This window comes from Nocardia sp. 2TAF39, assembly GCF_052114905.1.
GTDB lineage: Bacteria > Actinomycetota > Actinomycetes > Mycobacteriales > Mycobacteriaceae > Nocardia.
This window is the reverse complement of record NZ_JBFRFQ010000005.1, coordinates 45,833-66,974: the sequence shown is the minus strand read 5'-3', so window position 1 is coordinate 66,974 and position 21,142 is coordinate 45,833. Positions and strand designations below refer to the sequence as shown.

Genomic DNA, 21,142 nt, shown 5'->3' with positions numbered 1-21,142 from the left:
ATGCAAATTCGGTTCCAGAAACACGCCGTCGAGGGGCGCTCGCCGCTGCTCGACAAGCTCTACGCCGACCATCTGACCAAGGTGTCAGGGCCCGGCACCACGGTCGAGATCCACACCCTTCCGCCGCTGACCTATACGACTGAGCTGCCTGAGGAGTTGGTCGGTTTCGGGTCGCTCGGGTTGCTGTTCGGCGACTACTTCGCACGCACGGCCGTGTCCGCCGAACGCGACGGCTGCGCCGCGTGGATCAGCGGCGCCGGCCAGGACCCCGGGCTGGCCGCCGCGCGCGTCCGCGCCACCATCCCCGTGATCGGGTACGGAGATGCTACTTGGCAGGCTGCCCGGCAGGAGCGTCACCGGCTCGGCGTGCTCGGCTTCATCCCCCACCTGGCCGAGCCGATCACCGACAACATCGCCTCCGCCGGCGCCACCCTGGCCTCATACCAGGTGATCGACGACGGTGCTGCTGTCGTCTCCCGCGCGCTGGCCGAGGATTTCGAGCCGTTCGTGCGGGCGTACACAGCCGCCGCCGAGCGAGCGGCGAAGGCGGGTGCGCAATGGTTGGTGCCCGCGGAAGGCATACCCAACGAGATCCTCGTCCACCTGGAGATCCGGGAGCTGTGCGGGCTGCCGGTCATCGACCCCGGCGGGCTGGCGGTCAAGACCGCCGAGCACCAGGTGGGCCTGCGCGATCTCCGCATAACCGCCAGGGCCGAGACCGGGTACTGGTACCGGCAGCCGTCCCTGGCCGTCGTCGAGCACATCGAGCGGATACTGGAGCCCAGGTCATGAACTTCCCCACAGTCCGACCGCGGCGGCTTCGCCGTACCGCAGCACTACGCGCACTGGTGGCCGAGAACCGACTGCACCCGTCAGAGCTGGTCCAGCCCCTGTTCGTGCGCGAGGGAATCGAGGAGCCCCGGCCCATCCCCGCGATGCCCGGCCAGCTCCAGCACACGCGCGAGAGCCTGCGCAAGGCGGCCGCGACCGCCGCACAGGCGGGCGTGGGCGGAATCATGATCTTCGGTATCCCCGAGGCCAAGCATCCCGACGGCCGCGGTGCCTGGGACGAGCACGGCATCGCTCAGCTCGCGATCGCCGACGTCGCGGCCGAGGTGGGCGACACGACCGTGGTGATAGGCGATATCAATCTCGATGAATACACCGATCACGGGCACGTCGGTCTCCTCGGGACCGACGGCGACGTGGACAACGACGCCACGCTTCGCGCCTACACTCGGGTCGCGCTGGCACAGGCCGGAGCCGGAGCCCACCTGGTAGCGCCGAGCGGCATGATGGACGGCCAAGTCGCCGCCATCCGCGCCGGGCTCGACGCCGCCGGGTATGAGCACGTAGCCATCCTCGCCTACGCAGCGAAATACGACTCCGCGTTCTATGGGCCCTTCCGCACGGCCGTCGAATCCTCGTTGGTCGGCACCAGATCCACCCATCAACAGGACCCGGCCAACCTCCGCGAGTCGCTGCGCGAGGTGTTGCTGGACATCGAGGAGGGCGCCGATCTGGTCATGGTCAAACCCGCCGGACTCTATCTCGACGTGGTGCGCAGGGTGGCCGACATGGTGGATGTGCCGGTCGCCGCCTACCAGGTGTCGGGTGAGTACGCCGCAATCGAGGCCGCTGCGCAGCATGGGATGCTGCAGCGTGAGCGGGCCATCGAGGAGAGCCTGACCGCGATCCGCCGGGCCGGGGCGCGGATCGTCATCACCTATTGGGCCACCGAGGTCGCGCAGCGACTACATGGGTAGCTGCCGACGAGCGGAAGCGGTGTCACGACTATCGGTTCGAGACGACACCGCGACGGCGGCTACTACCGCTGAGGCCGGCGCGAGTCCTATTACACGACCTGATCGGAGCCGCGCCGACGCAATTCGAGGCGCCGGCCGCAGGCAGGTGAAGTTTGTTCGGCGGCCGCCTGCGACACCGAGCCCGGCGTGGCGCGGCTGACAAGCCTGGCTGTGCTCAGCTGCTGCCGACACCCGCTGAGGCCAGGAGTACGAGTACGACCGTGATGACGGCGAGAAGTCCGTGGCCGACGACGACGGCGACTGGGAAATGTTGCTCGGGCAGTTCGCTGCCGACGGTGTCGTTCGTGGTGCGATTCTGATAGGTCGGCAACCACCGGATCAGCATGAGGAAGCCGAGCAGGGCGACGGGAACAAGCAGCGCGAACGCGATCCAGGCGAGCGTGCGGTTGTCGGTGGGGAGATAGATGATCCAGATGATCAGTCCGATCGCGGCCAACGCGAAGTGGCCGAAGATCACTGCGGGTGGGAAATGACTGGCGTCGTTTCGACGCAGGCCGCCCTTGGCGATCCAGGTTCCCAACAGGAAAGCGCCACCCGACGCGGTCAGCACCCAGGTGACGAGCGCGGCAATATCCATGATCAATGCTCCTCCGATGTTTTTCGGTAGCCCTCGGCCTGGATCTGTTCGTCGGCAACGCGGACGCCGTAGTGGTAGGCCAGCTTTCCACCCAGAAATCCGGATATCGCCAGCACGGCGAGGCAAATTACGGACAACACGATCGGTCCGATGGTGACTGCACCCGTCGGACCGTTGCCGGCGCCGCGCCACAGGAAGTTCACGACATAGGCCAGGGTGACAGCGAGATTCAGGGTCATGTGCGCCAGGGCGGTGCGAAACGTCGCGGTACCGGTCGGTATGGCAAGCAGATCCAGGAACCCCACCGTCGCGGCCGCCAAGGCGCCGACGACGCCGATGCCGGTCAGCCACAGCGAGCCCTTCGCAAGGAAATCCGGGTCGTCGACGAAGCGGCTGGCGATATCGAACACCAGACCGGACACCCACGCGCCGATCGGAACAGTGACCATGATCGGATGGAATGGGTGCCCGTACGGACCCGCCAGTACCGTGCTGACCGGACGCTTCGCATGCTGCAAATCGGCCTGCATATCCGGCTCCCTTCAGCCTCGACTACGCGCAGAAATTTTGCTGCCCTCCCGGCGGACACGGTGAAGGCCGTGCTGCACCTGCGGCCCGATGTCGTGTCGAGGTTCGAAAGAACCACCGGACCGCTAGAGCCCGCTCAGCCTCGGTGTCAGCAGCCGTCTTACAGGCGTTCCGCGGTGGATGATCACATCATCATCGGCATGCCGGGAAACATTTGATTCAACCAGTCGCGTGCCATCGCCATCATCTGATCCATGGTCATCATCGTGCTCATCTCCTCTCGCTCGAGACTCACCAGAACGGATACCCACGAATCCGCATTCAAACGGCGAGACCGCAGCGCCCGCCGCTGTAACTCGAGCCTCGACGTCACCTCCGCCGCTGCTCTTGCAGGTCACAGCGAGCATCCGATCGGTGTCAGCTCGATGTCCGGCAGCCGAATCCGCCGCGACCTTGTTCGGTTTCGATGTAGCAGTCGGTGGATATCCCGGGGAGCATGGTGACCCCTCCGGCTCCCGCCTGCCGTAAGCGGAATTGTGTCCAGCAGGAAAACCCACTTCCGAAGGGACCGAGAACATGAGCGCCCGAGTGGCGATTGTGACCGGCGGATCGCGGGGCATCGGACGGCGCAGCGCCGAGCGGCTGGCCGCCGACGGTATGGCGGTCGTCATCGCCTACGCGGCCGACACCGCCGAGGCCGACGCCGCGGTCAAGGGCATCACCGCAGCAGGGGGCAAGGCCGTCGCGGTCCGTGCCGACGTCGCCGACGAAGCCGCCGTCGCCGCCCTGTTCGACACTGCCGAGCAGCAGTTCGGCGGCGTCGACGTCGTAGTCAACGCGGCCGGAACGATGAACCTCGCACCGGTTGCGGACCTGGCCCTGGACGCTATGGATCGGATGCACCGCACCAATATTCGCGGCACCTTCGTCGTCGACCAGCAGGCCGCCCGCCGGCTCCGACCCGGTGGCGCGATCATCAACTTCTCCACCTCGGTCCTCGGCCTGGCACTGCCCGGCTACGCCGCCTACGCCGCCACCAAAGCTGCCGTCGAAGCTGTCACCCGCATCCTGGCCCGGGAACTGCGCGGCCGCGACATCACCGTCAACGCCGTAGCTCCCGGCCCCACGGCCACTGCCCTGTTCTTCGACGGTAAGGACGAACAAACCATCGCCCGCATGGCCGCACAGCCGCCGCTCGAACGCCTCGGCACACCCGACGACATCGCCGAAGTCGTCGCATTCCTGGCCGGCCCGAGCCGATGGATCAACGGACAGGTCATCCGCGCCAACGGCGGCATCGTCTGATCCCCGCCTGACCGAGTTCGTTCTCGGGGTATCGAAGTTGTTCGGATGTGAACGGGATCGGCGGCGCCGAACGCTCCCGATCGACACCATGCCGGAGCCCACCCTTCACCTCGAGATACCCCGGGGTATTGACTTCCCACTCGTACTGCTGCGGCTGGTGCCCGGCGACGCTGCAACTCCTGCGACTCGGTGTCCCCGCCAACTCGACCAGCTCGACGCCTTTGACGTCTCATCACCGAAGCCGAACCGACAGAAAGCAGGCCGCACCATGAACCTGGCCCTCTCCACCACACTCCACACCAGCTTCGACGACGCCGTCGAACGAACCCGTGCGGCACTGTCCGACCAGGGATTCGGCGTGCTCACCGAAATCGATATGAAATCGACGTTGAAGACCAAACTCGGCGAGGACATGGAGGACTACCGCATCCTCGGCGCCTGCGCTCCCGCATTGGCCCACCGCGCGGTCGGCGTGAACCGTCAGATCGGGCTGCTGCTCCCCTGCAACGTGATCGTTCGCCGCGACACCGCGACCGACAACACCATCATCATCGAAGCGATGAACCCCGAATTGATGGTCCAGGTCACCAGCGAGCCCGCACTCGAGCCCATCGCCACCGAGGCCACCACCAAACTCCGCACAGCAATCGAATCCCTCCGCGACCGCTGACCTACCGCAGGATTCACCTGATCAGCCAGCGGCGATCCGGCCGATGGCAGCGACTGGGCGCCACCAACATTGCGCCAAAACCTGATCTGGCCTCACCCAGGTCAGCTCGTCGGCGTGCGCATCGTTGCCCGCTCGGAACCAGTTCACAGCGGAGTAGCCACCAGTCCACGATGAGATCGTCGGTGTGGTCGAAGTTCAGCCCGGCCAATTCACACGCTCGAGTCGATTTCGGACGGTGACACCACCGCCACGTTGCCTGTCCATTCAGTGGCTGACCTGGGCTTTTCGTGGAGCGGATGACGGGATTCGAACCCCGCTGAGACGCTTCACAAAAGCCCTGGTCAATCGCCTCAGCTAACCCAAATGCTGGGCCTCAACAGACCTTTCAGAACTTTTCAGTACGTTGTGGGGCACCAAGCTACCATCTGCCTGGTGACGTAGTCACCAGCCCTCAGTGGGTGACGGGATGTCTCCCGCACCGGACCACGGGACTGGCTTGGTCGCTGCATCATTGAACCTGATGTGCCACATAGTGTTCGGGTGTGACCGGTCACCAACCGGCAGTGGCATGACCATGACTATCCTCGCCGGGATGTTGGACACACCTGGACGGGAATGTCGATGACTGTGGCGGGACGTTGGCGCATCGTGGCGATGGACTTGTGGGATCGCGAAGCCATCGATCTTGTCGAGCCTGGATTCATGGAGTTCCACCCTGGTGGGACGGGTGAGTTCGGATTCATCGCCGTGCGCGGGTGGATGGATTGCTGTATCGGGATCCGTGACGGTCGTGAGTGCGTGAAGTTCAGTTGGGAAGGTGATGACGAGGGGGAGCCGGTCAACGGTCGCGGCTGGGCTGTCCTGACCGAATCCGCCACGCTACGCGGACACCTGTTCTTCCATCTCGGTGATGACTCCGCTTTCACCGCAGAGCCGTTCGAGGTGCTGTCGTGAGTGAGTACCAGTACTACGAGTTCGTCGCCCTCGACCGCCCGCTGGACGACCGTCAGCAGGCGGAGGTGCGAGCCTTGTCCACCCGGGCGCGCATCACCGCGACGAGCTTCGTCAACGAATACCACTGGGGCAGTTTCCGGGGTGATATACGCCGGATGGTCGAGCGCTACTACGATGCGCACCTGTATCTGGCGAATTGGGGGACTCGCCAGCTGATGTTCCGACTGCCGCGCACACTGCTCGGTCCCGAGGTGGCAGAACAGTACTGTCTCGGCGACTGTGTCACCGCCGAAACATCCGGCACGAACATCATTCTCGGCTTCTCGAGTGAGGATGAGTCCGGTGACTGGGCGGAGGACGCGGAGACTTCGTTGTCGGCCATCGTCGGAGTGCGCGCCGATCTTGCCGCCGGAGATCTGCGACCACTGTATTTGGCTTGGTTGGCCGGGTACGGCATGTGGGAACGCGATGCGTGGGCCTTCGGCCGCGATCATGATGACCAACTCGAGCCGCCGGTGCCGCCGGGACTGCGTACAATCACCGCCGCTCAGCGGGCGATGGCCGACTTCCTGCGGCTGGACCGCGATCTGCTGCACGTCGCGGCGTCGGCGAGCCCCGATCTCGACGCGGTGGCCGATGATCCGCGTGCGCTCGCCGCATGGATCGCCGATCTCGATGTGGCAGAGAAAGATCGGCTGTTGCTGCGTGTCGCCGATGACGACGCGGCGAGTGTTCATATGGAACTTCTGCGCCGATTCCGCGAGTCCACGACGGCCGCACCCGACCAGGCGCCACGGCGTACCGTCGCTGACCTGCTCGACGGTACGGCCCGACACCGGAGCGAGCGGGAACGCCGTGAGGCAGCTGTCCGGGCCGAACAGCACGCTCGGCTCGAGGCCCGGCGGGCACGTCAACGCGAACGGCGGTTGAACGAGCTCGCCCGCGACCAGGACGGTGCCTGGCAACGAATTGAAGTAATGGTCGCGACCAAGAAGTCCGGCCAGTACGACGCCGCGATCGAGCTGCTCACCGACCTGCGCGATCTCGCCGAACGGGACGGCCACACCGATGTCTTCACGCGGCAGGCGAGAGCATTGTGTGAACGGCACACCAGCAAGCCGGCCTTCATCAGACGTCTGGTCACCGTCGACATCGAGGCGAATCGGGGCTGATAGGCGGTGCGCGATCGACTTCGGTGCCGCGGACGGATAAACGACATTGAGGCGACACAGACGGTGACTCGCCATGGGGAAAGCACTCCGTCGCCGGAGTGCAGTCGCTAGTGCTGTTCGGAAGTTGACTTGATCGGGGTCGATGATGCGGTGCGATGGGAGAATTTGCGCGATGAACGCTTCCCACCACCGCGAGACGCTACGACCGAGAAACCCGACCATCGCGAAATGATCCTACGGTGCACCAAGAAACTCTTGACTGTCATCGGCACCCAGCGGCTCAACAAGTCGACGCCCGAGGCCGATCCCGATGACTGGTACGCCAACCTGCTGTGGTTCAACCGCCGCAAATGTCTCCTGCTGACCCACTCCGCGACCTTGTTCACCGTCTTCGAAGCGGACGTCACCGCAGCCGACCTACGCGCCACTGGCACCCTCACGACTCGCCTTATCCAGCGGGAACTCCGCGACGAGCAACTACCCCTGGACACGTTTGCCGACACCGGGGCACGCGAACTCGTCCTGGCCACGACGGCGGATCGTCAGGTGCTCGGGTGCATGAACGACTTGGCCTTTACTTGCCAACACGTCATCGATGGCTCCGGCGGCCTCGACCATACCGACAGCATGTACCTCAACCGGAGCCTGCGCCGCGTCATCTCGAGTGCCCGCGACTATCGGCCGCCGATCGAACTCGTTGCCAAGGGGTGGACAGCGAGATGAATCTTGTTACTCAACATCGAAATCGAAGCCGGTCGAGATATGTGCTCGTCGGTGGGGACAAGTGCGGTCGCGCACGTCGAGACACCGGACGCGAGGGGCTCCGCGCCAATGGCACGCACGCCGAATCAGAGCAACGTGACGCGGATGTCTGGTTTGGTCTGTTCGGCGGCTTTGGCGAGCCGGGCATCGAAGGTTATGAGCGGAGCGTCGTGGAGGACAGCGACCGCCAGGTAGGCCGCGTCGTATACCGAGACGTTGTGGCGCATCGCCCAGACCGTATGTAACAGAGAGACATCGGTTCCTACGTAGACGATCTGCATAGCGGCGAGCGCTCGGAACGCGGCGTCGGCGTCGTTGGCGGTCAAGCGATTGCCGAGCACGGCTTTGCGGAGGGTGCGCAGCACCTCCAATGGCATGTGCGAGGGAGCGATCCAGTCGTCGTCGGCGAGCATCGCCGCTCGCGCGGTGTTGCCCTGAGTCGCAGGGCTCGACAAGGCCATAACCATGACGTTCGCGTCGACGACGATCACTCGTCGTCCTCGCGGCCGCCACGAATCTCCTCGACGACATCCTCAGCGCTTACGCCGAGGCTGCGGTGCCCTGTCAAGCTCTCGAGCAGATGCTTGTTCCGCTCGGCACGCAACTCTCGTTCCAGCAGGGCACGAAGGTACACCTGAGTGGACTGACCGCGAGCTGCGGCACGTGCGGCGATAGCGTCCCGCACTTCCTCGGGCACGTCCTTGATCTGAATCGCAACGACCATACCTACAGGCTACATGCGAATGTCATGCGCATGTGCCGATACGGTGTCCTCTGCCGATACCGGTGTACCGCCGTCCACCTACGGCGGTGGATCGACGCCGGATTTAGTCAGGCATCGCTGGGGCGAACAGCCTCACCGAGGCTTGTTGGCGGCGAAGCACGGCTGGGTTCGGATGGCTGGCCGGGCCCGCCGTGTGTCGGCCACGATGTCGGCGTGGAAGTGCTCTTTCGCAGCCGCGTTCATGCCGAGTGCCGGATGCTCTGAAGAGACTTGCCCGACCCATCGTTCAATATCCAGAAGGACCACCCATTGCGGTTGGGGCTGACAGTCGGCTTGTAGTGCGCTACCACAGCCCCGGCCGCTCCGGTCGGCGTCTTGAAGCTGCGTCCGGCGAGTGGTCCCGATGTGATGTCGATCCGGGTGGTGTTGCGGTCGTAGGAGCCGTGCGTACGGTGACCCTCGTAGTCGGCGTAGACCGAGACCTTGATTGTCGTCTTGGTTTTCTCTGCCTCCACGCTCGTCGTGGGGATAGGGATGCTTGCATCAGCCACCAGTTTGGCCACAACATCACCCGGCGTGCTGCCGCTCATGCGTGCTGCGAACTCCAAGGATCTGTAGGTCCGATCGTCCACTTCGATGGTTGCGCTCACAGGACTCCTTGTTCTTGCCCCTGACGGTCAGGGTAACGCAAATAGAGAATTTTACGCAAGTAAATAGAGGAGAGGACGTAAAAATAGTACGCCGTAGCGTGTTCCGGCTGGACGACTCGACACTCGGAACCAGACGCGGAGTCGCGCGATTCGTATAGGCCGAAATTTGCCGTCATGGTCGGAGGCGGGCGGAGTTGCGGGAGCAATCGCGTCGGTCGATTAGGCTTGTACGCAACCTCACGCGGTGGGCGGAATGAGCAACCCATCCCGTAACCACTCTCAGCGGTAGAAACGATGGCACGGCACACTGGATGGCCGTGGAACGCTTCCCCGGCGAGCTCGAGTCCCTCCGTGCCGACAACGCCCGCCTGCGGCGGTTACTCGACCTCACCGAAAACCAGGCGCGCGCAGCCGATCCGGACCAGATCGCGGTGTCGACCCCGGTCGACATGCGTTCGGCTCCGGAAGCCAAGGTTCGGTTCTACCTCGACTTGTTCCGTTGCCGCCCCGATCTTTACGCGATTCGCCGGGAGAACCGCCAGGACGGTCGATCGGGCTGGATGCCCGCGATCCGGGGACGTTGGCGCACTGGCATGTCACGATCGGAGGCGTCGTACCTGCCGCTCACCGACGAGGTCGTCGCCGCCCATCTGCGGGGGGCGCACCACATTGGCTTGTATCCGCTGGGCGACGACGACACCTGCTGGTGGGTCGCCGCGGACTTCGACAAAGACACCGCGATGCTCGATGCCTTGGCATACCTCAAAGCGGCCCGCACCAAGGACATCCCCGCAGCGCTCGAGGTGTCGCAATCCGGTCGAGGTGCGCATGTGTGGATCTTTTTGGCACAGGCCACCGCCGCTGCTCTAGCTCGACGGATCGCCACCGGTCTGCTGGCCGAGGCGATCCAGCTGCGCGGCAGCATGAATCTGTCCAGCTATGTCCGACTGTTCCCGTCACAGGACACGCACACCGGCCGCGGCATAGGCAATCTCATCGCCGCACCACTGATTGGAACCCGACGCCAACACGGCACCACCTTGTTCCTGGATCCGGCCACTCTCGAACCTTTCGAGGACCAGTGGGCCTACCTGTCGAGCATCCCCCGACTGTCACCGAAACAAGTCGCCGCACTTGCCAACACGCTGCCCGAACCAAAAGTCGGACACGATGTTCGGCGCCTGCAACTGCCGACCTCTTCGCGGATCATGCCACGCCCGGCAGCCGTGGTGCGCGCAACGTTCGCAGCCAGACTCCAACTGACCGCTGCCGATCTGGGCCCAGCCATGATTTCGGCGGTCAAACACGCCGCGTCCATCCCGAACCCCGAGTTCTACACCGGCCAGCGCGCCCGCCGAAGTACCTGGGACACACCACGATACCTGCGCAGCTACGACGAAACCCTCGACTGCGACCTCGTCCTCCCCCGCGGACTATTGCCCTTGCTCACCACACTAGTCGAATCCGCCGACAGCACACTGCGCATCGAAGACAACCGAATCGAAGGCGACCCACAGTCATTCCATTGCTCGGCGGAATTGCGCCCCGACCAGCGAGCCGCCGTAGGCGACATCGAGGTCGACGACACGTGTGTAATTGTCGCACGGCCCGGCACCGGCAAAACCGTCATCGCCTGCGCCGCAATCGCATCCCGCGCCACGACCACACTGATCCTCGTCGACCGCAAAGCCCTGGCCGACCAATGGCGGGTCCGGATCGCTGACCATCTCGGATTCAAGTGTGGACAAATCGGCGGCGGCCGATCCAAGACCACCGGCGTCATCGACATCGCCTTGCTCCCCACCCTGGCACGCCGCACCAACGTAGCCGAACTCACCAACGGCTACGGATTCGTCATCGTCGACGAATGCCACCACATCGCCGCCTCCGCCTTCACCGAAGTCCTCAACCAAATACCCGCCAGATACTGGCTCGGACTCACGGCCACCCCCTACCGGCGCGACCAACTCGACGACCTGATCTACCACCAACTCGGCTCACGCATCCACACTGTCGACAGTCCCGCGGCAGGACAACTACCGACCAACGGTGAAACGCCTGCACCCCCACCCCGTGCTCGAGATTCATCCGACGCAATTCGCCTACAACGGGGACGCCGATCCGTCCCAACCGGGCGGAATGGCCGAGATCTATCGGGCGCTGGTCGCCGACGAAGCCCGCCTACAGCAGATCACTACAGACATCCAGACCGCGCACCACGCCGGCGCACAAATACTGGGGACTGCTGCAAGATCAGGTGACAGTTTCGGTCACGCGGCCTGGGCCGCCGCCATGGAGGAGCATGACGCCACGGAGCAGACTCGTGCGGAAGCGGTCGAACAGCACAACAGCCGAGTCGACGCTCTTCAGCTCGGCGTCGACGGCGCAGTACCGGCCTCGGTCGAAGAATGCTTCGAAGTGCTCCTGGAAGCGACGCAGCTGCCTGTGGATCTGCCGATCGATGTCGAAGTTGCCTACCAACCAGACCCACAGCGACTATTGATCGACCGGAAACTCCCCGGCATCGAAGTCATTCCGACAGAACGCGAATATCGTTACGTGCAGGCGCGTGACGACATCGTAAGCGCGGCCCGTCCGGTAAAGGAGCTGCGACAGCGGTACGCCGATCTGCTCGGGCAACTGGTCTTGCTGACAATGCGCGACGCATTTGCCGTGCAGCCTGCGTCGTTGGTCGACGAGGTAGCGATCAACGGTCTGGTGGCCGGGCGGAACAAGGCGACTGGTCAGCCGGAGGACCAGTGCCTGATCAGCGTCTCCGCTACGCGCGAGCAGTTCGAACAGCTGGTACTCACAGAGCTGGATCCGGTTGAGTGCCTTCGGTTTTTGAATGCGATCGTTTCACCGCATCCGTGGGATCTCGAGCCTGTTCGGCCGATCTTCGATCCCGACCTGTCCCGCTATAAACTCGACGCTTCTGTCGACGTGGCCAGCAGCCTCGACTCACGGCCCGTGCTGTTGGACATGACGCCATACGACTTCGAACGGCTGGTACGGCAACTGTTTGAAGCGATGGGCATGCAGTCGTGGAACACCCAGGCATCCAAGGACGACGGCATTGACGCCGTCGCGATCAACACCGACCCGGTCATGGGTGGCGAGTGTGTAATTCAGGCCAAGCGGTACCGCGACGTCGTCGGGATCGACGCGATTCGGGCGCTGGCTGGCGTCATGGAGGACATGCATGCCAGCCGCGGCGTGCTCGTGACGACGTCATGGTTCGGCAAGGCCAGCAAAGATTTCGCGTTGCGGCACCGCCGCATGCAACTCATCGATGGACCGGAGCTGAAATATCTGATCAAGGAGCATCTCGGCAAGGACGTCATCCCTGGCACGATGAAACCCTCCCGCCGCAGAAAGCCGACCACTGGGCGATGACGACCGGAAGGAAAGCAGGCCCGCTTGCCCCCATGGAGCTGCCGGTATCGTCAGCGCGCAGCAGCCATCGGCGATGGATCCGCACAAAATGCTTGGCTACTGTCCATCAACCCAGCCCCGGACGAATCCTAGCCATCGCTTGCGAACGTGCCGAAAACTTCGCGGCGCACCACCGCGAACTGCCGCCCGGACCGGGCAAACGGATCGCGGTAGTCGGTGCAGCACTTCACTGTTCGTGTCCAGACCGCGCCCCGCGCCGTCGAACCTAACGCACTGCGTCAGATGGAAATCGAGACCACTCGGACATTCACCCCCAGATTCCGCAGTAGGTCGTACTGCCGGATCAGGTTCACCTTGGAGAACGTGAACAGGGTGTTCGTCGTTACCGGTTTAGCGCCCGCGATGGCCAGCACGACCTCGGTGGCCGTAGCGTGCGATACCGCTCCGCCTGATACCGATTCGATCTTTTTCATCCATGCTTCGCGGGCAAACTCGTCATGCGCGAGGGCTTCGGCGGATACCAATGCCTGGGCAAGCAGATGGCTGATCGAGGCGGATTTGTCGGCTCGTTTGACGTGAATGAGGATGCCGGGCGGAACAAAGATATCGCACGACTCTATGCCGCGTGGATGGAGCGGCGTATGAATCATCTTCTTGTCCAATAGGTATCCGCCGATGACACCTGCGGCGCGAATATTGTAGTCACCTTCCGTTTCCCCGGGGACCCAGGCGGGCAACGAGATGCTTGCCGGTTGCGACAGAATGTCGTCCGTCCGTTGATCAACGCGTTCGAGATTCCGGGTATCCATGCGATACCAGGCGCCGTTGTGCAGGCAGTAGCGCTGAGCACCGTCGCGCAGCTCGAATGCGAGCCAGTTCCGGATCGTGACCGGCCACGATACCGCTGACGTTTTGGTCGGATTCGCTTCACCGTGGAGCTGCAGGGTGATCGAGCGGAGGCGATGTCGAACGGCTTCCGGCGATTGCCCTACAAACCACTTCTGCACGTCGGCGATGTCGGGGAGGCCGTCGAAGACCCGGGCTTGGCGGTCACCGAATCCCATTGCCATGCAGCTCACCACCGGAGCGTGCACGCCAAGGCGCTCATAGGGCCAGCTGAGGCGGGCCGATCGGCTCGTCGGAGGTTCCGAGCAAGCGGCTCACGAGTCGCTCGTGCAACTGGGGCACCTGCGGATGATTGGCTTTCAGTGCCACCAGCTGTTCAATCCCCTCCAGCCCGGGCAGGATCGGGCCGTTGCGCATTCCCTGCAGCGTGTTGAGGTCTGAGACCAAACCGAGTACCGTCTTTGCGAGCCGAAGGCTGAGAGAATAGGCGGCTCGAAGCTGAATATCCTTGTCGCCGACTGTCAATCCATCGATTTGCGCTGCGGCCTCGATGTGGCTGATCATCTCGCAGTACCCATCGACGCCGAGATCCCACAGCCGACGGTCGTTGCGACAACTGTTTTGCCGACCAATGTCTCGTCCGCGCCGGGGCCGACCGCGAGTACGCGCCCGGCGCCCTCGAGGCCGGGAATCCCGGGCAGCGGCAAGGGGTATCGGCCCGATCGGACAATCACATCCCCATAGGCGACCCCCGCCAGGTCGACCTCGACCAGGACTTGCCCCTCGCCCGGTACCGGGTCGTCCACCTCGTCGACGGCCAGCACCTCCGGTGCGCCGAACCGGGTCACCCGAACAGCACGCATGCCACACTCCTTCATTGACAGACGGTTCATATCGAGACAATCTGTCTCGTACGCGATGACTAGTCCAGTTTCTGGGGACCCGCAGCGGCGGCGCAAGGATCACATTCGTCAGACTGTGTAGAACGAGACAAGGAGCCCATGAATGTCTCGCCCGGATAATGTGCGGGTGCGCCGGACACGCACACTGCTGCGCGCGGCGCTGGTGGAATTGATAGAGGACCGCGGCTTCGACCGCATCACCGTCGGTGAACTCACCTCCCGCGCGATGATCAGCAGAGCCGCGTTCTACCGGAACTACCGCGACAAATACGACCTCGTCGAGCAGATCTTCGACGAGGCCATGGCGGAGATGACCGCTACCGAGGACGACACCCGCTCACCCGGACAACGCTGGGCCGATTTCCTGCGCCACATCGACAGTTACCACCGCCTCTACCGCGCGTTACTGGGACGCAAGGGCAGCCCCTGGTTCGCCGACCGGATGCGCAACGCGCTCGCCACCATGTCGACCGCGCATCTGCCCGATCGAACCCCGGACGATCTGGTGCCCAGCATCATCTCAGCGATGTTCGTGCAGTCGATCCTCTGGTGGCTCGAACACGACCGGCCCTATCCCCCCGCCCGGATCGCCGAACAATCCTCCGACCTCATCCGCGCAGTGCTTGAAGCAGCCACCGAACAACAACGGCCACCACCGACCTGACCACGCCAAAAGCCAACCGAGACAAAGACCAGCCCGTCGCTGCGTGATCCATAGAATTTGACAATATCTCGTGAGGGACGACCCGGTCGTCCCTCACCCATTGACCGGACTAGGGCCTGTCTGGAGTCGTAACGACGTGGCGGGGAAATGGGTTGAGGGATGATCATCGGGCTGGTAGCTTTCTGTCGACCGTGACACCACCCGAGGAGGTGAAACCCATGAACGCTGTATCAACGTGGGTGCTCCTCCCTTCCCATCACGGCTGGCGATTGACATAGATGACGCCGGGAGCGCCTCGACAACAAGGCATTCCCGAAAGGCAACACCTATGCACTCTCTGCAGTTCACCGCCGAGTCGTCGTCGAACGGCATGGTCGAACGCGACTTCATCGTGGGCGGCGTCCCCGGCGTTCCCTGGTCGTCGGCTTCCGGCGCAGCCAATCGCACACCCCTGGTCCTGATGGCCCACGGCGGCGGCAACCACAAGAAGCATCCGGCGATGTCCGGCCGCGCCCGTCTCCTCGTGACCGGCTGCGGCTTCCACGTCGCCGTCATCGACGCGCCCGGTCACGGCGACCGGCCGAGCACGACGCACGACGAGGCGGAAATCGCCGAGTTGTTCCGGGCGCGGGCGGCGGGTGAGCCGGAAGGCCCGATCGTCGTGCGCTACAACGCGCACCTGGCGGAGCTCGCCGTGCCCGAGTACCAGGCGACCCTGGACGCCCTCCAGGAACTTCCGGAGATCGGCACTGACGGGCCGGTCGGCTTCTGGGGCATCAATATGGGCACCGCGATCGGCATACCGTTCGTGGCGATCGAACCCAGGATCACCGCCGCGGTCTTCGGCCAGCACTGGCCTGATGTCCTGGCCGAGAAGGCGAAGCAAATCACCATCCCGATCGAGTTCGACCTGCAGTGGGACGACGAGCACATCTCGCGCGAGGAGGGTCTCGCGCTGTTCGACGCCTTCGCCTCAAAGGAGAAGTCGTTGCACGTGAACTCGGGCAAGCACAAGGAGCTGCCCCGGTTCGAGGCCGACAGCGCGGTCCGGTTCTTTGCCCGGCACTTCGGCCGGCCGATCACCTCGCCGGCCTGACGTGCGCGGTTGCGGCGTCCGGCTTGCCGCCGGGCGTCGCGATCGCGGCCCCGGGTTGAGGCTGCGCATCCAGATGATGGATCCGCGTAGTTGGAGCCCCGCCATGTAGCTCGCGGGCGTCTTGTCGTAGCGCGTGGCCAGGCCCCGCCATGCTCGGATCTTGTTGATGCAGCGTTCCACTGTGTTGCGCTCCTTGTCCTGCTCAGCGTCATGGGCCACCGGTCGACCGCCGTCCCTGCCGCGCTTCTTGCGATTCGCAGCCTGATCGGCCTTCTCCGGGATGACCGCCTGATCCCGCGTCTGCTCAGGTAGGCGCGGTTCGCCCGCGAGGAGTACGCCTTATCGGCAGCTACTGTGTCCGGTCGGGTGCGCGGACGGCCCACTGGTCCGCGCACCTTGACCTTCTCCAACACCGCGACGAACCGGGGCTGTCGGCGGCCTGCCCAGGCGTGAGCGCGAACGCCAGCGGGCGGCATCGCCGGTCTGCCGCGAGGTGGACCTTGCTGGTCAGCCCGCCGCGCGAAGCCCCAGCGCAGCGGCCTCGAGCCGGGCCCGGCGGCGCCGACGCAGCCGCCGGCGCTCGGCCCGCTCGGACTCCCCAGCCAGCGAATCGCCAGCCAGCGAGTCGACGGTCGCAGGGGCGATTTGCGCGGTTTCCGTAGCCCCTTTTTCTGCGCCGCGGCCTCTTCCAGCGCCGCCAGGACCTCCGGTTCCACCACCATCCCGGCCGCGTCGTAATGGGCGCGGGCCACCGTGGAGTCCACGCTGACCAAAGACATATCCGCCTGGCCGCGCCAAGCGGCCTCGGCCATCATCCCCTCCATCAGTGCGGCGAACATGCCGACGTCACGCCACTGCGTGAAGCGGCCGTAGACCGTCTGCCAGGCCCCGAACTCCTCTGGCACCTCTCGCCATTGGCTGCCAGTGCGGAACCGCCAGATGACGCCCTCGAACTGCTCCCGCAGGCGCTGTGGGAAAGGGCCGTACCGCACTATCGGCAGAAACGGCTCTATTAGTTCCCACTCGTCATCGCTCAGTTCACGTTGCGTCACCGGAGCGTTCTACCAGCTCGGCGCGACCCTCGGGCCCGAAAACAGACCGCATTGATCACGACTCCAGACAGGCCCTAAGACCCTGACACACCGGCGTGCATGCAACCATGCGGTGACGTCGTGGTTCATGGCATGGAAGCCGAACGCCGTGCCCGGTCCATCTTCAGTCCTAAGCAGACGGCCGATGTTGTAAGGCCGACCAGATCGGCAGCGGCTGTGCTCTGTTCGAGCTGGCGTTCGGTGTGTATCGGACTGATCGGCCCGCGGTATGTCCACAGGATCTCGCTGACTTGGTCGCGGTGTTCGCGGGCGGCGCGGTCGGCCATGGCGTGGGCAGCGGTAATAGCGCGGGAGTACTCCATATCGCGTTGTTCGACCTGGTGTTGGTGTTCGGTGGCTTGGTCCTCGAGCCGTTGGCGTAGCGTCGCGTTCTCTTGCGCTGCGGTCTTGGCGTTGGCGATTGCGGCATCTCGTTCGCCTTCGGCGTGGGCCTGTGCAGCACGGGCAGCGTCGAGGTGTCCGCGCATTTCCTTCAAGACCGCTTCGGCCTCCGCGTACACCCGGTCGCGATCCGCTTCCACCTCGGCAATGCGCTCTTGTACGTCGGTAGCAGCTTGTGCGGCAAGGTCTTTGGCCTGCTGTGCTTCCTCGGCGGCTTCGTCGGCGGCGACCAGGGCCAGCTCCTCGAGTTCGACCGCGCGGTCGAGCCGACGTGCCATGACCGTGGCCGATTTCTCCGCATCGGCGCGAGCCTGTTCGGCGGCGGCGATGCGGACGGTCGCGTCCCGTCGCACCTCGGCGATCTCGCGGTCGATGACCGCGGGGTCGGTGACCTCGGCGATCAATTCACCGGCGTCGACCAGCATGGCTGCCAGTTCCGCACGCGTCAGCTCGATGCGGTCGACAAGATCGTCGAAGACATTCATGCCGTCGGTGACCGGACGCGACGGGCGCTGCTCCATGCGTTTGACGGCCTGGTCGTCGGCTCTGCGCCTGTGGCGCAGTGCTTTCTGGGCGGTGTGGTCGGGGTTGTCGCAGTATTTGCGCGGTGCGCCCGGTCTGCCGCTGATCAGGACGGCGGCCTCGCATGTGCCCCCGTTGTCCAAGGGAACTGGCATCGCGGCGGGGTGTCGGTGGTTGTGGTGTGTGCGTCGACGGCTTTCAGCATCATGGGATTCCGTTTCATTCCATTTCATTTCATTCCGACGCTGCGGTCATGAAATGAATCCTGGTGGGCAGGTCGAGTACTCGGAGCAGCTGGTTCAAGCGACGGTGCGCAGCATCGCGGCGCGGGCGCGGGGCAGCCGATTGGCGATGATTTGGGCGGCTGCGGCGCTGGCGCGGCGGTCGTTGTGGCCGTAGCGGGCGTCGGTGGTGTTGACCGATTTGTGTCCGGCGTCGCGGGACACGACGAACAGCGGCACGCCATCCTGGAGCTTCCAGGAGATGCCGGTGTGGCGCAGCGTGTAGGGCGTCAGGCGCTTGCCGCGCATCGAGGCGATCGCGTCGGCGAACCGTTCCAGCAGGTAGTCCGGATCCGCGCCCTTCCATTGGGCGTTGGGGCCGAACGGTTCGAGGTTGCCGTCGGCGAGGGCGCGCAAGCGGCGTATGGCGGGTACCCAGGCTTTGGCGTAGAAGTAGCCCGCGCTGATCGGGGTGTCGTTGCTGGGTGTGGACCAGCAACTCGTCCCCCGGGCGGTCGAGGTCGAAGCGCTCGAGGGTTTCCAGAGGAACCGTGACGGTGCGAATACCGCGCGAGGACTTCGGCTTTCCCAGCTTCATCTCACCGCCGACGTGCTTCCACGCCTTGTTGATGCGCACGTCACCGGTGCGCTTGTCGATGTCGCGGATCTGGATGGCGGTGACCTCGCTGGGCCGTGCCATCGAGACGAGGTTGAACTCGGCGTGCGGGCGCCACCGCGGCGGCATCAACTGTTCGAACAACTCCCATTCGTCGTTGTCGAAGATGTCGAGTTCCGGCGCGTCGTGGCGCGGCAGCCGGATACCCAGGCACGGGTTGTAGGGAATCAACGGCGACGGGCGTTCGGCCACGGCCGCGTTCAAACCGGCGGAGAGGAATCCGTGTTTATTGTGAATGGTTTTCGCGCCGTTGCCCTTGTCCTGTTCCAGGTGCACGATCCACGCCGCGTCCAGATCCTGGTTGAACGCGGTGATCGGGAGCGAGGAGCCCCTGAACGGTTCGATGTCGACATCGATGTAGCGGATGTAGCCGGCGCGGGTGCGTTCCTCGATCCCGGTCAGCCGCGCGGTGTACTTGCGCAACCACTCCACCAGCGTCGTATACCGCACTCCGGATCCGAGCTGAATCTCCCGGATCCGGCGCGCCTCGCCGACCCCGACCACCTCGGCCAGCTCACACCAGCGCACAGCCGCCTCGAAATCGTCGAAAGTCTCCGACGTCGACCGTCGACGCCCGGATTCGTCGTAGTAGTGGAACGGAACCTGCCAAGCGATCGACCCGTTACTACGGGGCCGCGGGCGGGGAGTGAGCATGAAGCCTCCAGAGCCGGTAGTTGCCCTGAGAAGCTGTCGTGACCGCAAATGGTGACGTGGTGACACAAGTGGTGACATGCACGTCTACACCGGTAGCTCACGCTACTGACCTGGCGTTTTCGTGGAGCGGATGACGGGATTCGAACCCGCGACCCTCACCTTGGCAAGGTGATGCGCTACCAGCTGCGCTACATCCGCATTCGCATCGCGGCTTTGTCCGGGATGCGACACAGAACATTAGCGGACACCCGGGGGCAAATGCCAATTGCCGCTCACGCCGTGTGCCTGGCCGCCGCCTGGTTGCGGCGCACGCCGAGTCCGGCCGCGAACAAGCAGGCCAGGGCGACGACCCCGATGAACCACGGGAAGACGGTGCTCAGGCCCCAGGCGGTGGCCGCCCAGCCGGCCAGGATGGTGGGCAACGCCATGGCCGAATAGGCCAGGAGGTAGTATGCCGACATCGTTTCGCCCCGCTTGTGTTGTGGCACAACGTCCGACAGGTGGCGGAGTGAACCGCCGAAGCCGAGTCCGAAGGTCGCTCCGAGCGCGACACCGGCGCCGAGCACCGCGACCCAGTTGTGTGTGGCCAGCGCCGGCACGGTCAGCAGCAGCGCCAGCGCCATGCCGGTGTCGCCGATGATCGCGGCCCACCGTGCGGGCACCCCGGTCGCGAACAGCTGTGCGGTGGCGGCGGAGAGCGCGGTCGAAGCGACGACCGCTCCGCCGAAGACCAGGTTGTGGATGCCGGTCTGCTGAGTGGCCAGCGAGGGGTACAGCGACAGCAGCACACCGAGCACCGACCAGGCGGCCATCACCCCGATCGCCGAGAACCAGAAGTCGCCGCGGATCTCTTGCGGCACCGCCGGTTTCGCGATCCGGATACGATCGGCCACCCGCGCCGAGTGCGGTTCGCGCAGTGCGAGCACGCCGACGCCGATCGCCAGGCAGACAACGGTGATCACGATGTAGGGCGTGCGCAGCGGATGCGGGGCGTACTGCGCGAGCAGCGCCGAGCCCAGGATCGCCACGGCCATGCCCACGTTGAACGCCACGCCGCTGAGCTGCCCGGACCGCGCGCCGCGATGCGGACGCAGATCCAGTAGCGCGGCGGCGCCCGCGACCACGGTCGAGCCCACCGCGACGCCATGCAGCGCACGCGCGAGCAGAAGCAGCGGGACGCTGTCGGCGAGCACGAACACCACCAGCCCCGCCACCATGGTGGCGAAAGCGCCGAGCAGCACCGGCTTTCGACCGACTACGTCGGAAATACGTCCGGACACCAGCACCGCGCCCAGCGCGGCGACCGCGTAGACGGCGAACACGATGGTCGTCGTGAGTGGCGAGAGGTGCCACTGCCTCTCGTAGATGCCGTACAGCGGTGCGGGCACTCCCGACACCCCGAGTGCCACGCCGGTCGCGGCCAGCACCAAGGCGTACGCCCAACGTTGTTCGGTCTGCTCGTCCGCTGCGGCCACCGTCATTGTCGCTGCCATCGAAACTCCGA

The 21,142-nt window shown here is 64.7% G+C and carries 22 protein-coding genes, 1 tRNA gene and 1 pseudogene; 11 read left to right on the top strand and 13 right to left on the bottom strand.

All coding sequences use genetic code 11. The annotated features are described in order from the left end of the window. A complete protein-coding gene (locus AB4Z47_RS04880; protein ID WP_441948141.1) occupies positions 1–792 on the top strand; it encodes an aspartate/glutamate racemase family protein in 792 nt (263 codons plus the stop codon). After that, the gene (gene hemB / locus AB4Z47_RS04875; protein WP_441948139.1) at positions 789–1,766 is read left to right on the top strand and encodes a porphobilinogen synthase; all 978 of its coding nucleotides are present in this window, start codon (positions 789–791) and stop codon (positions 1,764–1,766) included. Before AB4Z47_RS04880 ends, hemB begins: the two co-directional genes overlap by 4 nt. A gap of 214 nt (positions 1,767–1,980) precedes the next feature. On the opposite strand, the gene AB4Z47_RS04870 is transcribed toward hemB, so the two are convergent. Both AB4Z47_RS04870 and AB4Z47_RS04865 read right to left on the bottom strand, forming a co-directional pair. Beyond that, entirely contained in the window at positions 1,981–2,403 is a 423-nt protein-coding gene (locus AB4Z47_RS04870) for a hypothetical protein (protein ID WP_441948138.1), read from the bottom strand. Between the two features lie 2 nt (positions 2,404–2,405). Then, a complete protein-coding gene (locus tag AB4Z47_RS04865; protein WP_441948136.1) occupies positions 2,406–2,933 on the bottom strand; it encodes a DUF2231 domain-containing protein in 528 nt (175 codons plus the stop codon). 574 nt (positions 2,934–3,507) lie between these two features. On the opposite strand from AB4Z47_RS04865, the gene AB4Z47_RS04860 reads away from it, so the two are divergent. The 5 genes from AB4Z47_RS04860 to AB4Z47_RS04840 all read left to right on the top strand — a co-directional run bounded on the left by AB4Z47_RS04860 (position 3,508) and on the right by AB4Z47_RS04840 (position 7,755). After that, the gene (locus AB4Z47_RS04860) at positions 3,508–4,236 is read left to right on the top strand and encodes an SDR family oxidoreductase (RefSeq protein WP_441948134.1); all 729 of its coding nucleotides are present in this window, start codon (positions 3,508–3,510) and stop codon (positions 4,234–4,236) included. A 268-nt stretch (positions 4,237–4,504) separates the two neighbouring features. Continuing rightward, a complete protein-coding gene (locus AB4Z47_RS04855) occupies positions 4,505–4,906 on the top strand; it encodes a DUF302 domain-containing protein (RefSeq protein WP_441948132.1) in 402 nt (133 codons plus the stop codon). Positions 4,907–5,527: 621 nt separating this feature from the next. Then, on the top strand, positions 5,528–5,860 hold the full coding sequence (locus AB4Z47_RS04850; protein ID WP_441948131.1) for a hypothetical protein: 333 nt from the start codon (positions 5,528–5,530) through the stop codon (positions 5,858–5,860). After that, positions 5,857–7,032, top strand: coding sequence for a hypothetical protein (locus tag AB4Z47_RS04845; protein WP_441948129.1), 1,176 nt, complete (start codon positions 5,857–5,859; stop codon positions 7,030–7,032). The genes AB4Z47_RS04850 and AB4Z47_RS04845 overlap by 4 nt, the downstream gene beginning before the upstream one ends. A gap of 228 nt (positions 7,033–7,260) precedes the next feature. After that, the gene (locus tag AB4Z47_RS04840; protein ID WP_441948128.1) at positions 7,261–7,755 is read left to right on the top strand and encodes a DUF6933 domain-containing protein; all 495 of its coding nucleotides are present in this window, start codon (positions 7,261–7,263) and stop codon (positions 7,753–7,755) included. 125 nt (positions 7,756–7,880) lie between these two features. Here the strand turns inward: AB4Z47_RS04840 and AB4Z47_RS04835 are convergent, their stop codons facing one another. The 3 genes from AB4Z47_RS04835 to AB4Z47_RS04825 form a co-directional block, all read right to left on the bottom strand. Further along, positions 7,881–8,285, bottom strand: a complete 405-nt coding sequence (locus AB4Z47_RS04835) for a type II toxin-antitoxin system VapC family toxin (protein ID WP_441948127.1) — start codon at positions 8,283–8,285, stop codon at positions 7,881–7,883. Further along, positions 8,282–8,518 carry a FitA-like ribbon-helix-helix domain-containing protein gene (locus tag AB4Z47_RS04830; protein WP_441948125.1) on the bottom strand — a complete coding sequence of 79 codons (237 nt, stop codon included), beginning with the start codon at positions 8,516–8,518 and terminating at the stop codon, positions 8,282–8,284. Before AB4Z47_RS04830 ends, AB4Z47_RS04835 begins: the two co-directional genes overlap by 4 nt. A gap of 239 nt (positions 8,519–8,757) precedes the next feature. Beyond that, positions 8,758–9,168: a hypothetical protein gene (locus AB4Z47_RS04825; RefSeq protein WP_441948123.1), complete on the bottom strand. Its 411-nt coding sequence runs from the start codon at positions 9,166–9,168 to the stop codon at positions 8,758–8,760. Positions 9,169–9,479: 311 nt separating this feature from the next. Here AB4Z47_RS04825 and AB4Z47_RS04820 point away from each other — a divergent pair, with 311 nt between their 5' ends. Both AB4Z47_RS04820 and AB4Z47_RS04815 read left to right on the top strand, forming a co-directional pair. Further along, the gene (locus AB4Z47_RS04820) at positions 9,480–11,429 is read left to right on the top strand and encodes a TOTE conflict system archaeo-eukaryotic primase domain-containing protein (protein WP_441948122.1); all 1,950 of its coding nucleotides are present in this window, start codon (positions 9,480–9,482) and stop codon (positions 11,427–11,429) included. Continuing rightward, entirely contained in the window at positions 11,317–12,564 is a 1,248-nt protein-coding gene (locus AB4Z47_RS04815; RefSeq protein ID WP_441948302.1) for a restriction endonuclease, read from the top strand. Before AB4Z47_RS04820 ends, AB4Z47_RS04815 begins: the two co-directional genes overlap by 113 nt. Positions 12,565–12,842: 278 nt before the next feature. Here AB4Z47_RS04815 and AB4Z47_RS04810 read toward each other — a convergent pair whose 3' ends face one another. From AB4Z47_RS04810 to AB4Z47_RS04800, 3 genes are read right to left on the bottom strand one after another with little or no spacing between them, the layout of a single operon-like run. Further along, positions 12,843–13,628, bottom strand: coding sequence for a DUF6119 family protein (locus tag AB4Z47_RS04810; RefSeq protein WP_441948121.1), 786 nt, complete (start codon positions 13,626–13,628; stop codon positions 12,843–12,845). A 40-nt stretch (positions 13,629–13,668) separates the two neighbouring features. After that, positions 13,669–13,974, bottom strand: coding sequence for a hypothetical protein (locus AB4Z47_RS04805; RefSeq protein WP_441948119.1), 306 nt, complete (start codon positions 13,972–13,974; stop codon positions 13,669–13,671). Beyond that, positions 13,971–14,273: an alcohol dehydrogenase catalytic domain-containing protein gene (locus tag AB4Z47_RS04800; protein ID WP_441948118.1), complete on the bottom strand. Its 303-nt coding sequence runs from the start codon at positions 14,271–14,273 to the stop codon at positions 13,971–13,973. The genes AB4Z47_RS04805 and AB4Z47_RS04800 overlap by 4 nt, the downstream gene beginning before the upstream one ends. 142 nt (positions 14,274–14,415) lie before the next feature. Here AB4Z47_RS04800 and AB4Z47_RS04795 point away from each other — a divergent pair, with 142 nt between their 5' ends. Both AB4Z47_RS04795 and AB4Z47_RS04790 read left to right on the top strand, forming a co-directional pair. Further along, complete coding sequence (locus AB4Z47_RS04795) at positions 14,416–14,976, top strand: TetR/AcrR family transcriptional regulator (protein WP_441948117.1); 561 nt, start codon at positions 14,416–14,418, stop codon at positions 14,974–14,976. A gap of 328 nt (positions 14,977–15,304) precedes the next feature. Beyond that, entirely contained in the window at positions 15,305–16,072 is a 768-nt protein-coding gene (locus AB4Z47_RS04790) for an alpha/beta hydrolase (protein WP_441948116.1), read from the top strand. Positions 16,073–16,129: 57 nt separating this feature from the next. Here AB4Z47_RS04790 and AB4Z47_RS04785 read toward each other — a convergent pair. The 5 genes and pseudogenes from AB4Z47_RS04785 to AB4Z47_RS04765 form a co-directional block, all read right to left on the bottom strand. Beyond that, positions 16,130–17,124 (bottom strand): annotated as a pseudogene (locus AB4Z47_RS04785) (IS5 family transposase); the annotation flags it as partial. Positions 17,125–17,249: 125 nt separating this feature from the next. Continuing rightward, a complete protein-coding gene (locus AB4Z47_RS04780) occupies positions 17,250–18,242 on the bottom strand; it encodes a hypothetical protein (protein WP_441948115.1) in 993 nt (330 codons plus the stop codon). A 79-nt stretch (positions 18,243–18,321) separates the two neighbouring features. Further along, complete coding sequence (locus tag AB4Z47_RS04775) at positions 18,322–19,638, bottom strand: hypothetical protein (RefSeq protein WP_441948113.1); 1,317 nt, start codon at positions 19,636–19,638, stop codon at positions 18,322–18,324. Positions 19,639–19,760: 122 nt separating this feature from the next. After that, a tRNA-Gly gene (locus tag AB4Z47_RS04770) sits at positions 19,761–19,836 on the bottom strand. 74 nt (positions 19,837–19,910) lie between these two features. After that, a complete protein-coding gene (locus AB4Z47_RS04765) occupies positions 19,911–21,131 on the bottom strand; it encodes an MFS transporter (protein WP_441948111.1) in 1,221 nt (406 codons plus the stop codon). Positions 21,132–21,142 lie beyond the last annotated feature (11 nt).

What these genes read in the sequence shown, in the direction of transcription:
- hemB (WP_441948139.1), top strand. Translation starts at nt 789, where the DNA reads ATGAACTTCCCCACAGTCCGACCGCGGCGGCTTCGCCGTACCGCAGCA.
- AB4Z47_RS04805 (WP_441948119.1), bottom strand. Translation starts at nt 13,974, where the DNA reads ATGATCAGCCACATCGAGGCCGCAGCGCAAATCGATGGATTGACAGTC.
- AB4Z47_RS04840 (WP_441948128.1), top strand. Translation starts at nt 7,261, where the DNA reads ATGATCCTACGGTGCACCAAGAAACTCTTGACTGTCATCGGCACCCAG.
- AB4Z47_RS04800 (WP_441948118.1), bottom strand. Translation starts at nt 14,273, where the DNA reads ATGCGTGCTGTTCGGGTGACCCGGTTCGGCGCACCGGAGGTGCTGGCC.
- AB4Z47_RS04880 (WP_441948141.1), top strand. Translation starts at nt 1, where the DNA reads ATGCAAATTCGGTTCCAGAAACACGCCGTCGAGGGGCGCTCGCCGCTG.
- AB4Z47_RS04870 (WP_441948138.1), bottom strand. Translation starts at nt 2,403, where the DNA reads ATGGATATTGCCGCGCTCGTCACCTGGGTGCTGACCGCGTCGGGTGGC.
- AB4Z47_RS04855 (WP_441948132.1), top strand. Translation starts at nt 4,505, where the DNA reads ATGAACCTGGCCCTCTCCACCACACTCCACACCAGCTTCGACGACGCC.
- AB4Z47_RS04830 (WP_441948125.1), bottom strand. Translation starts at nt 8,518, where the DNA reads ATGGTCGTTGCGATTCAGATCAAGGACGTGCCCGAGGAAGTGCGGGAC.
- AB4Z47_RS04865 (WP_441948136.1), bottom strand. Translation starts at nt 2,933, where the DNA reads ATGCAGGCCGATTTGCAGCATGCGAAGCGTCCGGTCAGCACGGTACTG.
- AB4Z47_RS04810 (WP_441948121.1), bottom strand. Translation starts at nt 13,628, where the DNA reads ATGGGATTCGGTGACCGCCAAGCCCGGGTCTTCGACGGCCTCCCCGAC.
- AB4Z47_RS04790 (WP_441948116.1), top strand. Translation starts at nt 15,305, where the DNA reads ATGCACTCTCTGCAGTTCACCGCCGAGTCGTCGTCGAACGGCATGGTC.
- AB4Z47_RS04775 (WP_441948113.1), bottom strand. Translation starts at nt 19,638, where the DNA reads ATGCTCACTCCCCGCCCGCGGCCCCGTAGTAACGGGTCGATCGCTTGG.
- AB4Z47_RS04765 (WP_441948111.1), bottom strand. Translation starts at nt 21,131, where the DNA reads ATGGCAGCGACAATGACGGTGGCCGCAGCGGACGAGCAGACCGAACAA.
- AB4Z47_RS04860 (WP_441948134.1), top strand. Translation starts at nt 3,508, where the DNA reads ATGAGCGCCCGAGTGGCGATTGTGACCGGCGGATCGCGGGGCATCGGA.
- AB4Z47_RS04820 (WP_441948122.1), top strand. Translation starts at nt 9,480, where the DNA reads ATGGCCGTGGAACGCTTCCCCGGCGAGCTCGAGTCCCTCCGTGCCGAC.
- AB4Z47_RS04795 (WP_441948117.1), top strand. Translation starts at nt 14,416, where the DNA reads ATGTCTCGCCCGGATAATGTGCGGGTGCGCCGGACACGCACACTGCTG.
- AB4Z47_RS04850 (WP_441948131.1), top strand. Translation starts at nt 5,528, where the DNA reads ATGACTGTGGCGGGACGTTGGCGCATCGTGGCGATGGACTTGTGGGAT.
- AB4Z47_RS04780 (WP_441948115.1), bottom strand. Translation starts at nt 18,242, where the DNA reads ATGCCAGTTCCCTTGGACAACGGGGGCACATGCGAGGCCGCCGTCCTG.